At 46.1% G+C, this 15,124-nt stretch carries 15 protein-coding genes; 5 read left to right on the top strand and 10 right to left on the bottom strand.

Annotated features, from left to right (window positions below; genetic code table 11):
- Positions 1-17: 17 nt before the first annotated feature.
- The gene (tatC, locus tag AC23N5_RS01470; RefSeq protein WP_183972208.1) at positions 18-920 is read right to left on the bottom strand and encodes a twin-arginine translocase subunit TatC; all 903 of its coding nucleotides are present in this window, start codon (positions 918-920) and stop codon (positions 18-20) included.
- A 191-nt stretch (positions 921-1,111) separates the two neighbouring features.
- Here tatC and AC23N5_RS01465 point away from each other — a divergent pair, with 191 nt between their 5' ends.
- Both AC23N5_RS01465 and AC23N5_RS01460 read left to right on the top strand, forming a co-directional pair.
- Positions 1,112-1,537 carry a hypothetical protein gene (locus tag AC23N5_RS01465; RefSeq protein WP_183972207.1) on the top strand — a complete coding sequence of 142 codons (426 nt, stop codon included), beginning with the start codon at positions 1,112-1,114 and terminating at the stop codon, positions 1,535-1,537.
- On the top strand, positions 1,503-2,264 hold the full coding sequence (locus tag AC23N5_RS01460; protein ID WP_487754228.1) for a phosphoglycerol geranylgeranyltransferase: 762 nt from the start codon (positions 1,503-1,505) through the stop codon (positions 2,262-2,264). Before AC23N5_RS01465 ends, AC23N5_RS01460 begins: the two co-directional genes overlap by 35 nt.
- A 150-nt stretch (positions 2,265-2,414) precedes the next feature.
- Here the strand turns inward: AC23N5_RS01460 and AC23N5_RS01455 are convergent, their stop codons facing one another.
- The 8 genes from AC23N5_RS01455 to AC23N5_RS01420 all read right to left on the bottom strand — a co-directional run bounded on the left by AC23N5_RS01455 (position 2,415) and on the right by AC23N5_RS01420 (position 11,185).
- Positions 2,415-3,578, bottom strand: coding sequence for an aldose epimerase family protein (locus AC23N5_RS01455; RefSeq protein ID WP_487754227.1), 1,164 nt, complete (start codon positions 3,576-3,578; stop codon positions 2,415-2,417).
- A gap of 236 nt (positions 3,579-3,814) precedes the next feature.
- Positions 3,815-4,519 (bottom strand): L-ribulose-5-phosphate 4-epimerase, encoded by a 705-nt coding sequence (locus AC23N5_RS01450; RefSeq protein WP_472490980.1) that lies wholly within the window; start codon positions 4,517-4,519, stop codon positions 3,815-3,817.
- 32 nt (positions 4,520-4,551) lie between these two features.
- Positions 4,552-6,036 carry an L-arabinose isomerase gene (gene araA, locus AC23N5_RS01445; protein ID WP_183972202.1) on the bottom strand — a complete coding sequence of 495 codons (1,485 nt, stop codon included), beginning with the start codon at positions 6,034-6,036 and terminating at the stop codon, positions 4,552-4,554.
- Between the two features lie 106 nt (positions 6,037-6,142).
- On the bottom strand, positions 6,143-7,789 hold the full coding sequence (locus AC23N5_RS01440; protein ID WP_487754226.1) for a ribulokinase: 1,647 nt from the start codon (positions 7,787-7,789) through the stop codon (positions 6,143-6,145).
- Positions 7,790-7,825: 36 nt separating this feature from the next.
- The gene (locus AC23N5_RS01435) at positions 7,826-8,524 is read right to left on the bottom strand and encodes an NUDIX hydrolase (RefSeq protein WP_183972200.1); all 699 of its coding nucleotides are present in this window, start codon (positions 8,522-8,524) and stop codon (positions 7,826-7,828) included.
- Positions 8,525-8,679: 155 nt separating this feature from the next.
- Positions 8,680-9,585 carry a patatin-like phospholipase family protein gene (locus AC23N5_RS01430; protein ID WP_183972199.1) on the bottom strand — a complete coding sequence of 302 codons (906 nt, stop codon included), beginning with the start codon at positions 9,583-9,585 and terminating at the stop codon, positions 8,680-8,682.
- Between the two features lie 9 nt (positions 9,586-9,594).
- Positions 9,595-10,362, bottom strand: coding sequence for a hypothetical protein (locus AC23N5_RS01425; RefSeq protein WP_487754225.1), 768 nt, complete (start codon positions 10,360-10,362; stop codon positions 9,595-9,597).
- A gap of 127 nt (positions 10,363-10,489) precedes the next feature.
- Complete coding sequence (locus tag AC23N5_RS01420; RefSeq protein WP_487754224.1) at positions 10,490-11,185, bottom strand: hypothetical protein; 696 nt, start codon at positions 11,183-11,185, stop codon at positions 10,490-10,492.
- A 167-nt stretch (positions 11,186-11,352) separates the two neighbouring features.
- Between AC23N5_RS01420 and gcvT the strand changes: the two genes are divergently transcribed.
- Positions 11,353-12,453: a glycine cleavage system aminomethyltransferase GcvT gene (gene gcvT, locus AC23N5_RS01415; RefSeq protein ID WP_183972196.1), complete on the top strand. Its 1,101-nt coding sequence runs from the start codon at positions 11,353-11,355 to the stop codon at positions 12,451-12,453.
- 10 nt (positions 12,454-12,463) lie between these two features.
- On the top strand, positions 12,464-13,171 hold the full coding sequence (locus AC23N5_RS01410; protein ID WP_183972195.1) for a 2-phosphosulfolactate phosphatase: 708 nt from the start codon (positions 12,464-12,466) through the stop codon (positions 13,169-13,171).
- A gap of 97 nt (positions 13,172-13,268) precedes the next feature.
- On the opposite strand, the gene thiL is transcribed toward AC23N5_RS01410, so the two are convergent.
- Entirely contained in the window at positions 13,269-14,300 is a 1,032-nt protein-coding gene (gene thiL, locus AC23N5_RS01405) for a thiamine-phosphate kinase (protein ID WP_487754223.1), read from the bottom strand.
- A gap of 165 nt (positions 14,301-14,465) precedes the next feature.
- Here thiL and msrA point away from each other — a divergent pair, with 165 nt between their 5' ends.
- Entirely contained in the window at positions 14,466-15,119 is a 654-nt protein-coding gene (msrA, locus tag AC23N5_RS01400) for a peptide-methionine (S)-S-oxide reductase MsrA (protein ID WP_472490994.1), read from the top strand.
- Positions 15,120-15,124: the final 5 nt, after the last annotated feature.

Here is a 15,124-nt window from a genome sequence, read left to right as displayed (position 1 = left end):
TTATGCTATGATTTTCATTAGACATCGGCGTCGGGTGTCCAAGGGTTGTTAAAAGCATCGTCTTCCTCTTGTTTGGCTTCGAGTTCAGCGTCGGCTTTCTTGTTACGCTCTACCCAAGCCGATACAAAAATACTGATTTCGTAAAGCAACGAAAGCGGTAAGGCCACCAATACTTGGCTAAGAACATCAGGTGAAGGCGTGATGATTGCGGCTAAAATAAGAATGACGACGAACGCATGGCGGCGATATTCACGCATGAAACGTGGATTGAGAAAACCAATTTTAGAAAGTACAAAAGCGACAACAGGCAATTGGAACGTAAGACCGCAGGCGAGGGTCAAAATAGAAATTAAGCCTACGTATGATGTAATATCGAATTGGTTTTTGATGCGCGGGTCAAGCTTAAAATTGGCAAGGAAGTTGATGGCCAATGGAGCAACAATGTAATAACCAAAAAGCACCCCTGACATAAACAAAAACGTAACGTAAAATACCGCCCCGCGCGACATTTTGCGCTCAGAGGATTTTAGACCTGGTTTAATGAATCGCCAAACTTCCCAAAACGCATACGGAAACGCAAAGAGAAGGCCAATGATAAGCGCCGACATCAAGGCCATCGTAAATTGCCCTGCCATTTCGCGGCTTTGAAGCTCAAAATCAAGTTGGTTGATGCAAAGCCCTTGGGCTCCTGTGAAATCTGCGATTTTACACAACATTCGGTAAGTCCAGAAATCCGAACGAGAGGGGGCCAAAATAATTTTATCGTATATCTCTTCAATAAAGATGAATGCCCCAATGGTAAAAACAATAATTGCACCTACGGCTCGGATAACGTGCCAGCGTAGTTCTTCGAGGTGCTCAATGAACGTCATTTCTGATTCTTCGTGGGTGGGGTTGTCAAATTCTTGATCGAGTGGCATTTTGTTTCAAATAAGGAATGATTGGTAATGTATAGGAACTACAAAGGTACGCGCTTCGACGTGTTTGCATTACAATTTCTTTAAAAATAAGGTTCTGTTTTGGGCATCTAAGAGGTTTTTACGACTTTTGAGAAAGAATTAGCTGATTTTTTTAAGCAGATTTTAATGCTTAACGATAAAATAACCACCCAATGGCATCACTTCCTAAAAATATCCTTTCGTTTGAAGAGCCTTTCGGAGATACCAACAGCCGCAAAACGGAGCTGAAGGAGGTATCGGAAGGGTACCGTAAACTCTTGGAAGAAAAAATGACGGATTTGAAAGATGACGCGGCGCGTGTCGGTAAGCAGGCTTTGGTGATAGGCGGGGCAATTGCGGCGGTTTATTTAGTGCTAGAACTACTGTTACCAGACGATGAGCCCGAAGTCAAAACCAAACAACAAGCATCTTTTGCATTGCCCGAACGAACCAACAACCAACCGTCGTGGTTAGTAAAAACAGCGACTTCGTTGGCGATGACGTGGGCGTTGGATATAGCACGTCAAAAATTAATGGATTTTTTGGCTACACAGCAACAAACGAATGAGGTCAAGAATACGAACGATACTCCAGGATAATCTTCAAGAAAGACGTAAGGCATTTGCCGTTTTGCTCGATCCCGATAAGGTCGAGTTTTCGTCGTTTCCTTTTTTATTGGCCGAGAGTGTACGTCACGGGGTTGATTTCTTCTTTGTCGGAGGAAGCCTCATTACACGCTATGCCGCCGACGACATCATCAAGGCCATTCACGAGCATACATCCATCCCTGCCATTTTATTTCCTGGCAATAGCCTTCACATTGAGCCTTCCGCCGACGCTATTTTGTTGTTGTCGCTGATTTCGGGACGTAATCCTGAACTTCTCATTGGCCAACACGTGGTGGCAGCTCCTTTGTTGAAACGTAGTCAACTGGAAATAGTACCTACGGGGTATATGCTGGTGGAAAGTGGCCGTGCAACGACGGTTTCTTACATCAGTAACACCACGCCTATTCCGCACGATAAACCTAGCGTAGCCGCTTGTACGGCCATGGCAGGCGAATTGCTGGGGCTTCAAGTGATGTACTTGGATGCAGGTAGTGGGGCTCAAAAACCCGTTTCGCCTGAGATGATTGCGGCTGTTCGCAAAGCAGTAGATACGCCCATCATTGTGGGTGGAGGAATCAATTCTCCGTTCAAAGCACAAGCTGCTCTGGAAGCAGGTGCTGACGTGATTGTGGTAGGAAACGGCATTGAACAAAATCCCGATTTACTTCCCGAAATTGCCCAACTTGTCAGGGCTTTTAATGATAAAGTAACCGCCTGAAAAAAGGAAGGGACAAATAGCAAATAGGCAAGTTAGCAAAGAGGCAAGTGGGCAAAGGGCAAAACTTGATTCTTGCCAATTTGCATTTTGCTCCTTGACCCTTTGCCTCTTGCCTTTTATGCCCTTTGCCCACTTGCCCTTTTCATTTCGTTATTTCTTCGCAGAAAACGTATAAATCGTTGTTGTTTGGTACGTTTCACCTGGTTTTAGCACCACTGTTGGGAATGCTGATTGGTTAGGTGAATCGGGATAATGCTCGGTTTCGAGGCAGAGGGCAAAGCGTTTTGGATAGTTTATCCCTTTCTTCCCTGTGATGCTGCCGTCCAAGAAATTGCCTGTGTAAAACTGAATCGCAGGTTCGGTCGTCTGAACTTCCATGATACGGCCCGTTGTAGGCTCATATACCGTAGCAGCTAGACTAAGCTCCTTGTCTGTTTTGTTCAACACCCAGCAGTGGTCATAGCCGCCGCCGTACTTGATTTGTTGGTCTTTAGGGTCATTGATACGTGCACCAATGGCCGTCGCTTTGGTAAAATCAAATACATTTCCCGCCACAGGTTTTAATTCTCCCGTTGGAATCAATGTTTTGTTAACGGGTAAGAAGCGGTCGGCGTTCAAGGTCAGTTGGTGATCGAGAATGTCACGTTTTGCTCCTGTTAGGTTAAAATACGTGTGGTTGGTTAAGTTAATAACCGTCGCTTTGTCGGTAGTGGCAGTGTAATCAATTTTAATCGAATTGTTTTTTTGAAGCGTATAAGTCACCGTTACGTTCAGATTGCCTGGGTAGCCTTCTTCGCCGTCTTTGCTTACGTACGAAAGTTTAAGCGCAGGCTCTTCACCTTCAATCGGTTCGGCTTTCCAAAGAACTTTATCGAAGCCTACTGTACCACCATGAAGGTGATTGACCATGTTGTTGACAGCTAATGTGTACGTTTTACCATCAAGTGTAAACTTCCCTTTGGCAATGCGGTTTCCGTACCGACCTACCAGTGCGCCAAAATAAGGGCTCGATTTGAGGTATCCTGCTAAGGAGTCGTACCCCAAAACCACATCGTCGAACACACCGCTAGAATCAGGGGCCGTAAGATGGGTAATGATGCCGCCATAATTGGTGATTTTTGCTTCCATACCATTAGCGTTTTTAAGGGTATAAAGCTCGGCGGTTTGTCCGTCAGGAAGTTTGCCAAAATCGGTTTTTTCAATTTTGAGCGCTTGCGTTTCGGTGGTTGACTCGCTGCTTTCTGAGGATTTGTTGGAGCAACTTTGGAAAATGACTAGCCCTGCCAAAAGGAGGGGCAAAAAAGTGGATTTCATGGAATAATTGGTTGGGTTGAATGTTTAAATAAACTAAACCATTCTTTTGGAAAAATATACTCAATTGTTCAAGGGTTTGTGGTGAGGGTTGCTAACAACTTCCCGAAAGTTGTACAACTCTCGGGAAGTTCAGCCCTTGGAACCTCCAAACATCCTTGCCCACGGAGACCTTCCCGAAAGTTTCAGAACTTTCGGGAAGGTAACGATTCGACATTCTGTCTTGAGAGACTTACTCTCTAACATCCTTGTCCGTAGTAGGCATTTTTGCCATGCTTACGTTCGTAGTGTTTCATACGGAGCGTATCTTTAATACGCGGAGTATTGGGGTTGATTTGTAGCGTGAGGTAAGCCATTCGTGCTACTTCTTCCAATACCGCAGCATTATACACCGATTTCTCCGCGTTTTTTCCCCACGTAAATGGGCCATGATTTTGTAACAAAACCATTTCAACTTCCTTGTGTGAAATTCCTTTGGCCGTGAAGACGTCAAAAATCTGGTTACCCGTTTCGTGTTCATAATCGCCCTCAATCATGGCGTCGGTAAGGACGGGTGCACAAGGGATGTCTTGGTGGGTATGGTCAGCGTGGGTGGTGCCAAAAATGGGAATATCGAGACCCGCTTGGGCCCAAGCCACGGCATAGGTGCTGTGCGTATGGGTGATTCCGCCGATGTCTTCCCAGGTTTTGTACAACAACGCGTGCGTTTTTGTATCAGACGATGGGCGCATACTGCCTTCGACCACCTTGGCGTCGTAATCCATGATAACGATGTCTTCTGGACGTAGGTTTTCGTACGGAACTCCGCTTGGTTTGATGGCAAACACGCCCTTCGAGCGGTCAACGGCGCTTACATTACCAAAGGTAAAAAGCACTAGCCCGAGCTTGGGAAGCTGCATATTGGCCTCAAAACACTCTTCTTTCAGCGATTGGTAAATACTCATACTTGGTGGTGGCTAAAATTCTAACACAAAAACTATTTGTACGCTACTTCACTGAAACGTAGGTCGTTTTTGAGCCCACGAATGGTCGTATTTTTGTCAATGACAACAAGCTCTACCCCCAGCATTTCGGCAAAATCTTCGATGTATTCGGTCGTCAAGTTTTGACTGTAAACGGTGTGGTGAGCACCGCCCGCCAAAATCCACGCTTGAAGGCCAACTTCCATACTTGGCTGTGGTTTCCACAGGGCGCGCGCCGTTGGAAGTTTTGGGAAAGTTTCGGTTACTTCTACGGCTTCTACTTCGTTGACTAACAAACGGAAACGGTTGCCTAAGTCGATCAATGAAACGTTGAGGGCAGGTCCTGCGGCAGCGTTGAATACCAAACGAACGGGGTCTTCTTTTCCACCAATTCCCAACGGATGTACTTCGCATTTGACGTTATTGGCGGCAATGCTTGGGCAAATTTCGAGCATGTGCGAGCCGAGTACCATCGGATTGGCGGGGTCGAAATGGTAGGTATAATCTTCCATAAATGAGTTGCCACCCTTTAAGCCACTCGCCATTACTTTCATGACGCGTACCATGGCCGAGGTTTTCCAGTCGCCTTCTCCACCGTAGCCGTAGCCTGCGGCCATCATGCGCTGAGAGCCAATGCCTGGAAGTTGGCGCATTCCGTGAAGGTCTTCAAAGGTATTGGTATAAGCCGAAAAACCACCTTCTTCCAAAAATGCTTTGATACCGAGTTCGATACGTGCTGCTTCAAAGACCGACTGACGCATCAAGCCGCCGTTGAGCAACGATGGCATCATCTCGTAGGTGTCTTCGTATTCTTGAAGAAGGGTAAAAATATCGGCTTCCGAAATCTGATTAATGTACTTCACCAAGTCGCCTACTCCGTGGGTATTGACCGAAAATCCAAACTTCATTTCGGCCGCTACTTTGTCGCCGTCTGTTACGGCTACTTGGCGCATGTTGTCCCCAAAACGCACCACTTTCATGGTTTGCATGGTGTATTTAGCGGCGGCAACGCGGCTCCAAATGTTGATTTTTTCGAGAACATTTTCTGACTGCCAGTGCCCTACGACCACTTTACGATTGAGACGCATCCGAGTCATGATAAACCCAAACTCACGGTCGCCGTGCGCCGATTGGTTGAGGTTCATGAAATCCATGTCAATGTCGTTGAATGGAATGTCACGGTTAAATTGGGTATGTAAATGGAGCAACGGAAGTTGAAGTGCATTGAGGCCATTTATCCACATTTTAGCGGGCGAAAATGTGTGCATCCACGTGATGATACCCACACAGTTAGGAGTGCTGTTGGCTTCTTTGCAGATAGTCAAAATCTCGTCGGGCGTTTTGACAACGGGCTTAAAAACAACTCGTACGGGGATGGTAGGGGAGTCGTTGAAAAAATCGGCAATGATTTGAGAGTGTTCGTCAACTTGACGGAGCGTTTCTTCTCCGTATAAATGCTGGCTTCCTGTGACAAACCAGACTTCAAACTGTTTGAGCATATTAGGTAATTAAATTTAATGTTGTTAAATGGTCGATGATTTCGAGGACACTACATACTCTCCATTAACCTTGCAAATCTTACATCGGGATGTAAGATTTGCAAGGTTAATTCACTGAAATGCCCTTTTCAACAAACTCGCCAAGTTGGATGTATTTTTGATAAAGTTTTTGATAAACAGGGGTTTTGTTAGTATTTGGCTCGTAAAGCGCATCAAAACCTGAGCCCATCGCTTTTTGAGCATCCAATAATGTTGGGTGCACTCCTGCGGCGACTGCGGCATTCATAGCTGCCCCTAAGGCGCAGGCTTGGTCCGAACTAGCCACTTTGATAGGCATGTTTAAAACGTCAGAGAGCGTTTGCATTACAAAGGGTGATTTTTTTGCCACACCTCCAATTGCAATGACTTGTTTGATGGGAACACCTTCGTTGATGAAGCGGTCCACAATGGCTTTGGAACCAAATGCCGTAGCTTCGACAATGGCTTTAAACAATTTGATGGCGTCCGTGCCGAGGTTAAGTCCAGAAATGGCAGCTTTGAGTGAGTGGTTGGCGTCGGGGGTGCGTCGGCCATTGACCCAATCGAGCGCCACGGTGTCTTTGTCCGTCACGGGTAGTTTTGCCGCTTCTTTCGAAAGGTACGGAATCAATTTTTGGGCGAGCTCTTCGGCGGCAGCTTCACCTAGCAATGTGCGCACAGGTTCGGTAATGACCCGCTGAAACCACGCGTAATAATCGCCGTAGGCCGACTGACCTGCCTCCATTCCGAGCATTCCTGGGATAATCGAACCATCGACTTGCCCACAAATACCGCGAATCAACAGGTGCCCGATTTCTTCATTGGGAGCAATGAGCATATCGCAGGTAGAAGTACCCATGACGCGCACAAAATCGTAGGGTTGAATTTCGGCTCCAACGGCGCCCATGTGGCAGTCGAACGCCCCAACACCAATCACGACGTTGTTGGGCAAACCAAGACGAGTGGCCCATTCTTCCGAAATCACGCCCATGGCTTGGTCGGAGGTATGAGAGTCTTGAAACAAACGAGCACGTAAGCCCTCCAATAGTGGGTCAATAGCCACCAAAAAATCTTCGGCAGGTAGGCCGTTAAACTCGTTGTGCCACATGGCTTTATGTCCAGCGGCGCAGCGTGAGCGTTTCATTTCTAACGGATGGGTATTGCCCGTTAGCACCGCCGAAATCCAGTCGCAATGTTCTACCCACGAAAAGGCACGGGCACGTACCTGCTCATCGACGCGGAGGGTACGTAAAATTTTTGCCCAAAACCATTCCGAAGAATAAATGCCCCCGACGTATTTGGTGTAATCAATGGGCCAGCGGTGGGCTACTTCGTTGATTTCCTCGGCTTCGGCGTTGGCGGTATGGTCTTTCCAAAGAATAAACATGCCGTTGGGGTTTTCGGCAAATTCGGGAAGGAGTGAGAGCGGTGTGCCTTGTTCATCGACGGCCACAGGGGTAGAGCCTGTCGTGTCAATCGAAATTCCTATGATATTGGCTGCTACTTCGCTTGGAAGTCCTTGTAATGCCCCTTTGATAGATGCTTCAAGCCCTTCAACGTAGTCGAGCGGGTGTTGGCGAAATTGAGATAACTCAGGTTGGCAGTAGAGCCCTTTTTTCCAACGTTCGTAGTAATGTACGGCTGTACCCACTGCTTCACCCGTTTGGGTATCCACAACCAAGGCCCGAACCGAATCAGTACCGTAGTCGAGCCCAATAGTGTATTGATGTTGCATGATATATTTTGTTCTATTTCGTTGAATGTTAACTGTTTAGGCGGAAGGTTCTGGCATGAAATACCAAAAAGAGTGAAACTTGTCTTCGTATTTTTCTTTGTCTAAGCGATACAAAACGGCTTTTTTTGTCGCCGAGTTTTCATTTTTTTCGCCCGTATCTACCAGCAATCCCGTGGACAAAATCTTACGACTGAAGTTGCGTCTGTCCAACTGCATTCCGTAAATGGCTTCGTAAAGTTTATGTAATTGGGGAATGGTAAATGTTTCGGGCAGGAGCTCAAAACCAATGGGGTGGAGGGCGGCTTTATAGCGCAGGCGCTCAAGGGCATTCTGAACCATTTTTTCGTGGTCAAAAATGAGTTGGGGCATATTTTTTAAACTTACCCAATGAGCATTGTGTGCCCGAACAGACTCTTCGTCGTGGCTGTGGATGTTGATAAGCGCAAAAAAAACAACCGAAATGGTGCGCTCGACGGGATCACGATTGACCTTGCCAAACGTCAGTAATTGTTCGACATAAATATTATTTAGTCCTGTCAGTTCATACAAAATCCGTTCAGCTCCAACTTCCAGGTCTTCTTCTTGATTTACAAACCCGCCCATCAGCGACCACTTGCCGCGTTCTGGTTCAAAATTACGTTTGATAACTAGCAGTTTTATCTCGTCTCCGTCAAAACCGAAGATGATACAGTCGATGGCAACCAGTAAGCGGGTTGAATGAGGGTATTGGTTCATTCTTCTGAATGTGTCGTTTGGACACAATATTACCCTCTTTTCTATTATTTTTCAAATTATTTTTTTGAATTTATTGATTTAAAAATGCCTAACCTTTTTGGGAATACTTTCCAAAAAAGTTAGGACAAAAAAGAGGCGCTAAGTTAGGGGTAAAATCAGCCTCGAAAAGCTTGTAAAAATGTTTTGGTGGAGGTATATCCCGAATGGTACAAAGCTTGTACTTGCTGCGGTGTAATGCTAAAATCAGTAGCCGAAATTCCTAAATCATCAATTTGGATGGTGCGGTCGCTTTCGTATAAATTCTTCTCAATCATCCAATTCTGAGAGTTTAGCAAGGCTTCAAACAGCGACTTGATGTAGGTTTCTAACTGGTCAACGCCGTAGGTTAATTGGTTAGGCGGGGCGGCTTTTTGTAAGTCGGCCAAGAAGAAGCCCAAAGTAGCATCAGCTGGGCTAGTTGCGTTATCAAACGTATCAATTGGATAGTTATACATCACGCCGCCGTCCACATAAAGGTGGCTGCTGGGGTTGGCGTCAGGAAATTGCCATGCTTTGAAAAACATAGGAATCGACATGGAGGCTCTCACCGCCATCGCGATTTGAACATTGGGGGTTTTTGCTACTGAAAACTCCTGAATTTGTTGCGTGTTTAAGTCCGTTGAAAATACCTTTAACGTGGTTCCAAACTGGGCATACACTTCTTCAAAAGTAATGGCGGGATTGATATTTTGTTGTTGGAGAAAAACTTTGAACCAACTGTTCAAAAAATAATCGCCTTCGTAAGGGCCAAATTTGTTGGCAAGGTCTTCCACAAAATTGAAAATACCTCCTTTGTCTTTGAAGTTTTCGTAGTTGGTGGAGGCCAAAAACGTATTGAGGGTATCGGAAGAAATGCGGCAAGCTCCCAAGGCGGCCACAATAGAGCCTGCCGACGTACCCGCAAAGCCGTTGATTTGGGAGCTGATGTTGGCTTCTTCGAGTGCTTTCATGGCACCTACGTAGGCAATGCCTTTGACGCCCCCGCCTTTGAACACAAGGTGTTGGAATGGAAAAATAGACATAAGGTTGAGTTATTGGTTAACAGTGTTTACAACGTAATTTTTGAAATCGAAGAGTTGGGTGTAAGGAACGAGCTTTTTGGTATTTTTATCGTAGTTGAAAAACAATGCTTTAAAAAATACCCCCGTTTTTTTGCCTTCGACGTTGATTAAATCGTTGCAGTTGGAAGTCAACTGAAACGTGATGCCTTCAATTTTGAGGGTCTGAATCCCACTCTGGTTTGTGCTATTGTTTTTGGTTTGGAGCGATAGCGAATCGGAATAGACGACGCTCGTAATCACCATAAACAACACGTTGTCTTGGTTGAGCTTGGCAAAGGTTTCGTTTTGTTCGGTTTCGATTTTTTGGAGAAAAAAGTACGGTCGATTCAGCCGTACACGGGTGGCATTTTTGAGTTTGAGTTGGGTATTTCGCTCCAAACTTTCTTCCACTTTAGCCGAGAGTAGTTTGATTTTTGGCGTCTCCGAATCAAGCGAGGTCGATAAATTGATGTCGGCCGAAATCATCAAAGAATTGATGGAATTATCCACCAAAATATGGCTCGAATCGGGTTGTTCGTGGAATATATACCCCACAAACTTGTCTTTTTGATTGATGTAATACACGTCGCCGACGGTCGCTTGAATGGAGTTCAATAAGCCGTAGGGTGACGTATAAGTGGCGATGTCCTTGCAATTAATCGTTCCTGTTACGATGCGCCGACATGAATAGAAGGGGAGGGTAATAGAAATGCCTAAGGCATACCCTAAGAGCGTTTTTTGGGAAAAAATACGATGCACGATTGAAAAGTGTTTGACTTACGTTGAGTAATAAAAAAACGGCGCAAGGGCGTATCAATGAGGGAGATGATACGCGTAACTCGCGAAAACAAATCTACAAAAATCAGGGATAGATGTCAAGAGGAAATTACCCCCATTGTTCATCGGCGTATTCACTTTCGCTTGATTTGGAAACAAACAAGGGGCGAGCTTTGACGGGGCGCTCGGGCTTGACGGTTCGGAAGTTACGGTATTGCTCGTCCGAAATGATTTCGAGTAAAAGAGCACGTTTGAGAATCACCGTAAAAGGCATTTGGAAAAAATCAGCAATATCCATCGCCAACGAAGGCGAAAGTTTGGAGATACCTCGGTGAAAGAAACTACGCACGTCGGCCTCGGGTAAGAAAGTTTCAAATACCAACTGCTCGGCGCGGGTGCTAAGCTCAGCGGCGGGGTAATTCATGTACAACCCCAACGAAGTGACCAAAAAACAGGTGTAGTAGTGGCGTTCGTAATCAGAGGCTTTGGCATTGATAAAAACCCATCCTTTGTTTTGATACAAAGCCGAAAAGCCTACAAAATCGTTTTCGACGTGGTGAAGTTGGGCTACTTTTACGTCTTCGGGATAAGCAAGTCGGCGCCCAATTTGCCGAATAATCTCCTGTCCCGACGACACGTCGGCGGCTTCGCCAGCGGGTTCGAGTAGCCATTCCTCTGTCAAAAGCGTTTGGAAAAGGCGCTCCCCTTCACGTTGTGCCGCGATTTGCCCCAAGTGCAGCACCGTGCGATTGGGCAAATGAAAATCAATGGCTACTTGATTAATAGGTGGCTTTTTCTTTCCCATGGCTTTCTTAAAAGCTTGATTCCTAGACAAAAGTACGCGGAATTTATAAATGCCCCTAAAGCGTCTTGTTCATTTTTTTGAAATAACTCGTTTTTCAAAACCTGCACTTTTCTGATTGTCAATTTAGAAAGGTAGCTTTGCACCCAAAATTTCAACAAGCCAAGAACATGACTGAGCAACTAAAAACAGTTCCTCTTAACGACCTACACCAACAGTTGGGGGCAAAAATGGTACCATTTGCGGGCTACGTAATGCCTGTTCGCTATTCGTCTGACCTCGAAGAACACCACTGCGTTCGCAACGGCGTGGGTGTGTTTGATGTGTCGCACATGGGTGAGTTTATTGTCAAAGGCCCCAAGGCTTTGGACTTGATTCAACGTGTGTCGGCCAACGACGCTTCGGTGCTTTTCGACGGAAAAATTCAATACAGTTATCTTCCCAACGGAAAGGGTGGAGTAGTGGACGATTTGTTGGTGTATCGAGTGAGTGCGGATGAATACTTTTTGGTCGTCAATGCTTCTAATATCGAAAAAGATTGGAATTGGATTCAGAGCCAAAATACCGAAGGAGTCGAAATGCACAACATCTCGGACGACCTTTGCTTGTTTGCCGTTCAAGGCCCCAAGGCGGCTGAAGCGTTGCAATCACTCACCGAGGTGAATTTGTCAGAAATGGACTATTACACTTTTGTGAAAGGTACGTTTGCGGGTTTGCCTGACATCATTATCTCTGCCACGGGCTATACGGGTGCGGGCGGTTTTGAGTTGTATATTCCAAAAGAATCGGCGGTTGAAGTATGGAATGCTATTTTTGAAGCAGGCAAAGAGTTGGGTATCAAGCCAATTGGCCTTGGTGCACGCGATACGCTTCGTTTAGAAATGGGCTATTGCTTGTACGGAAACGATATTGACGATACCACTTCTCCGTTGGAGGCGGGACTGGGTTGGGTTACTAAGTTTACCAAAAACTTTATTGACTCAGACGTGCTTCTTGCCCAAAAACAAGCAGGTCTTGCCAACAAATTGGTAGGTTTTGAAATGATTGACCGTGGAATTCCGCGCGGGCACTACGAATTGTGTGATGCTGACGGAAACGTGATTGGGCACGTTACCTCAGGAACGCAGTCGCCAACGTTGTCAAAAGGAATTGGACTTGGCTATGTTCCATTGGCAAGCAGCAAAGTAGGAAGTGAAATTTTTGTAAAAGTACGCGAGCGTTTGCTCAAAGCCCAAGTGGTGAAATTGCCTTTTGTAAAACCAACGGTCTAATATTTTTTGTATGAAATCAATTGATGTTTGTTTAACCCCCGATTTGCTTCACCTTCATACTATTGACAATACGATTGTCGTCGTGACGGACATCTTTCGGGCTACCTCGTGCATGGTGACGGGGCTGGCGTATGGCGTAGGAAGTATCACGCCCGTAGCCACGGTGGAAGAATGTTTTGAACTTCAACAAAAAGGCTACATCGCCGCCGCCGAACGGAATGCCATGAAAGTCGAAGGGTTTGACCTCGACAATTCGCCGTTTAGCTACATGGACGAAGATTTAGTGGGGGCAAACATTGCGATGACGACCACCAACGGTACGTTATCCATCACTAAAGCCAAAACCTCGGCGGTGAAAGTATTGGTGGGCGCATTTTTGAATTTAGGAGCCATTGTTAACCACCTTAAATCGCAGCCGTACGACGTACTCGTGTTGTGTGCGGGCTGGAAAGGTCGGGTCAATTTGGAAGATACCTTGTTTGCGGGAGCATTGGTCGATGCCCTCAAAGACGAATACATCATTGGCGAAGACAGTGCTTTGATGGCCATGCGGGCGTACCAACAAGCCCAAAATGACTTGTTAGGATACGTCGCGAACTCGTCGCACGTGCGTCGTTTGCAGCGTTTAGGTATTCATAAAGACATTGCGTACTGCTTGCAGCGCGACTTGTACGACGTCGTGCCCGTACTTCGCGGAAGCACATTAGTGAATATGTAATATGGTGGTGTGGGTTGCAATGTCGTGGTGTGGGTTGCTTACAACCCACACACCATAACTCGGGTTGTGAGCAACCCCAACACACAATCCACACTTACTACCGCGTCAAATGCTGCCAACCTTGGGCTTGCACGGGAAAGCGGCCGCCTCCTTTGGTCACAATTTCTACGGCAGAGGGATCATTGGTCATAAAGCCAATGAAACTAATGTGCGGTGAGTTTTTGATTTTTTCGTAGTCGGTTTGTTTAATCGTAAACAACAACTCGTAATCTTCGCCACCGTTCAACGCTGCCGTTAAAGGACTTAATTTAAACTCATCGGCGGTGAGGAATGTCTCATCGGCGACAGGGATATGTTCTTCAAAAATTTGGGCACCCGTTCCCGATTGTTTGCACAAATGCAAAATTTCGGATGCCAATCCGTCGGATACGTCAATCATCGAAGTAGGCACCAAATCGGCATCGTTCAACTCATAAATGATGTTGGTACGCGCTTCGGGCTTGAGTTGACGGCCTATCAAATAAGCCTTGTCTTCAAGTTGGGGTTGCATGTTGGGGTTTTCTAAAAACTCCCTTTTTTCGCGTTCGAGCAATTGAAGTCCTAAGTACGCCGCGCCTAAGTCGCCCGTCACACAGATGACATCGTTGGGTTGGGCGCCGTTTCGGTACGCGATTTTATCTTTTTTGACCGTTCCGATGGCCGTCACTGATAGCACTAGCCCCGACCGCGATGCGCTCGTGTCACCCCCTACCAAGTCAACTTTGTAGGCTTCACACGCCGTTTGAATACCCGCATAAAGCTCATCAATGGCTTCCACCGAAAAACGGTTGCTTAGCCCAATGCTGACTGTAATTTGGCGAGGAGTGCCATTCATGGCAGCAATGTCAGAGACATTGACAGCCACGGCCTTAAAGCCTAAATGTTTTAGAGGGGCGTAGCTCAAATCGAAATGAACACCCTCGATGAGCATATCGGTCGAAACTAACGTATATTCATCACTACCCGTGTCGATGACGGCAGCGTCGTCACCAATTCCTTTGATGGTTTGGGGCAAAACAGGAGTAAATTGCTGATTGATGCGCTCAATTAGCCCAAATTCGCCTAAAGTGGAAAGCTCGGTTCTCGTCATTTTGGAAAAAGTGTCAGATGGCTGACATTCGCTTTGAATTAAAAGTCAGATAATTGTATCACAAAACTTTTCGCTGCAAAGTTCGTTAAAATTACGTCTTTTCTCGTATGTATTTGCGGGAAACACGCTAAGGCACTTTCACAACCCCTTTTTTGTTGATTAATTATGAAAACATTCCTCAAAAAATTGATTCTCGGAACGCTGACGTTGACGGCACTTTCGTCGTGTGGACAGTCGGCAAAAAAAATCGAACAAATGGAAGACAAAGCAAAAACGCTGACAGGATTGGCCACCGCAACTTTTGGTACGGGCTGTTTTTGGTGTACCGAAGCCGTCTATCACGAGATGGAAGGTGTGGAGTCGGTGGTGTCGGGGTACTCGGGTGGATTTATCGAAAATCCCACTTACGAACAAGTATGTAGCAAAGTAACGGGTCATGCCGAATGTGTGGAAATCAAATATGACCCTAAAAAGGTGAGTTACGTGGAATTGTTGGAGGTATTTTTCCGCGTCCATGACCCAACGACCAAAGACCGTCAAGGAAACGACGTGGGGCCGCAGTACCGCTCGGTGATTTTTTACCACAACGATGAGCAAAAACAGTTGGCCGAAAAAGCCATTAAAGAACTCAATGCTTCGGGTGCTTACAGTAAGCCCATCGTAACGGAAGTGGCGAAAGCGGAAAAGTTTTACGTGGCCGAAGCTTATCACCAAAATTATTTTGCCAACAACCCAAACCAAGGCTACTGTGCCTTCGTGGTAGCACCCAAAGTGGATAAATTCCGCAAGGTGTTTAAGGAGAAATTGAAGAAAAATTAGTGAAG

The sequence above is a fragment of the Runella sp. R5_40 genome (assembly GCF_057652295.1).
This window is presented reverse-complemented; position numbering and strand designations above follow the sequence as displayed.

What these genes read in the sequence shown, in the direction of transcription:
- tatC (WP_183972208.1), bottom strand. Translation starts at nt 920, where the DNA reads ATGCCACTCGATCAAGAATTTGACAACCCCACCCACGAAGAATCAGAA.
- AC23N5_RS01465 (WP_183972207.1), top strand. Translation starts at nt 1,112, where the DNA reads ATGGCATCACTTCCTAAAAATATCCTTTCGTTTGAAGAGCCTTTCGGA.
- AC23N5_RS01460 (WP_487754228.1), top strand. Translation starts at nt 1,503, where the DNA reads ATGAGGTCAAGAATACGAACGATACTCCAGGATAATCTTCAAGAAAGA.
- AC23N5_RS01455 (WP_487754227.1), bottom strand. Translation starts at nt 3,578, where the DNA reads ATGAAATCCACTTTTTTGCCCCTCCTTTTGGCAGGGCTAGTCATTTTC.
- AC23N5_RS01450 (WP_472490980.1), bottom strand. Translation starts at nt 4,519, where the DNA reads ATGAGTATTTACCAATCGCTGAAAGAAGAGTGTTTTGAGGCCAATATG.
- araA (WP_183972202.1), bottom strand. Translation starts at nt 6,036, where the DNA reads ATGCTCAAACAGTTTGAAGTCTGGTTTGTCACAGGAAGCCAGCATTTA.
- AC23N5_RS01440 (WP_487754226.1), bottom strand. Translation starts at nt 7,789, where the DNA reads ATGCAACATCAATACACTATTGGGCTCGACTACGGTACTGATTCGGTT.
- AC23N5_RS01435 (WP_183972200.1), bottom strand. Translation starts at nt 8,524, where the DNA reads ATGAACCAATACCCTCATTCAACCCGCTTACTGGTTGCCATCGACTGT.
- AC23N5_RS01430 (WP_183972199.1), bottom strand. Translation starts at nt 9,585, where the DNA reads ATGTCTATTTTTCCATTCCAACACCTTGTGTTCAAAGGCGGGGGCGTC.
- AC23N5_RS01420 (WP_487754224.1), bottom strand. Translation starts at nt 11,185, where the DNA reads ATGGGAAAGAAAAAGCCACCTATTAATCAAGTAGCCATTGATTTTCAT.
- gcvT (WP_183972196.1), top strand. Translation starts at nt 11,353, where the DNA reads ATGACTGAGCAACTAAAAACAGTTCCTCTTAACGACCTACACCAACAG.
- AC23N5_RS01410 (WP_183972195.1), top strand. Translation starts at nt 12,464, where the DNA reads ATGAAATCAATTGATGTTTGTTTAACCCCCGATTTGCTTCACCTTCAT.
- thiL (WP_487754223.1), bottom strand. Translation starts at nt 14,300, where the DNA reads ATGACGAGAACCGAGCTTTCCACTTTAGGCGAATTTGGGCTAATTGAG.
- msrA (WP_472490994.1), top strand. Translation starts at nt 14,466, where the DNA reads ATGAAAACATTCCTCAAAAAATTGATTCTCGGAACGCTGACGTTGACG.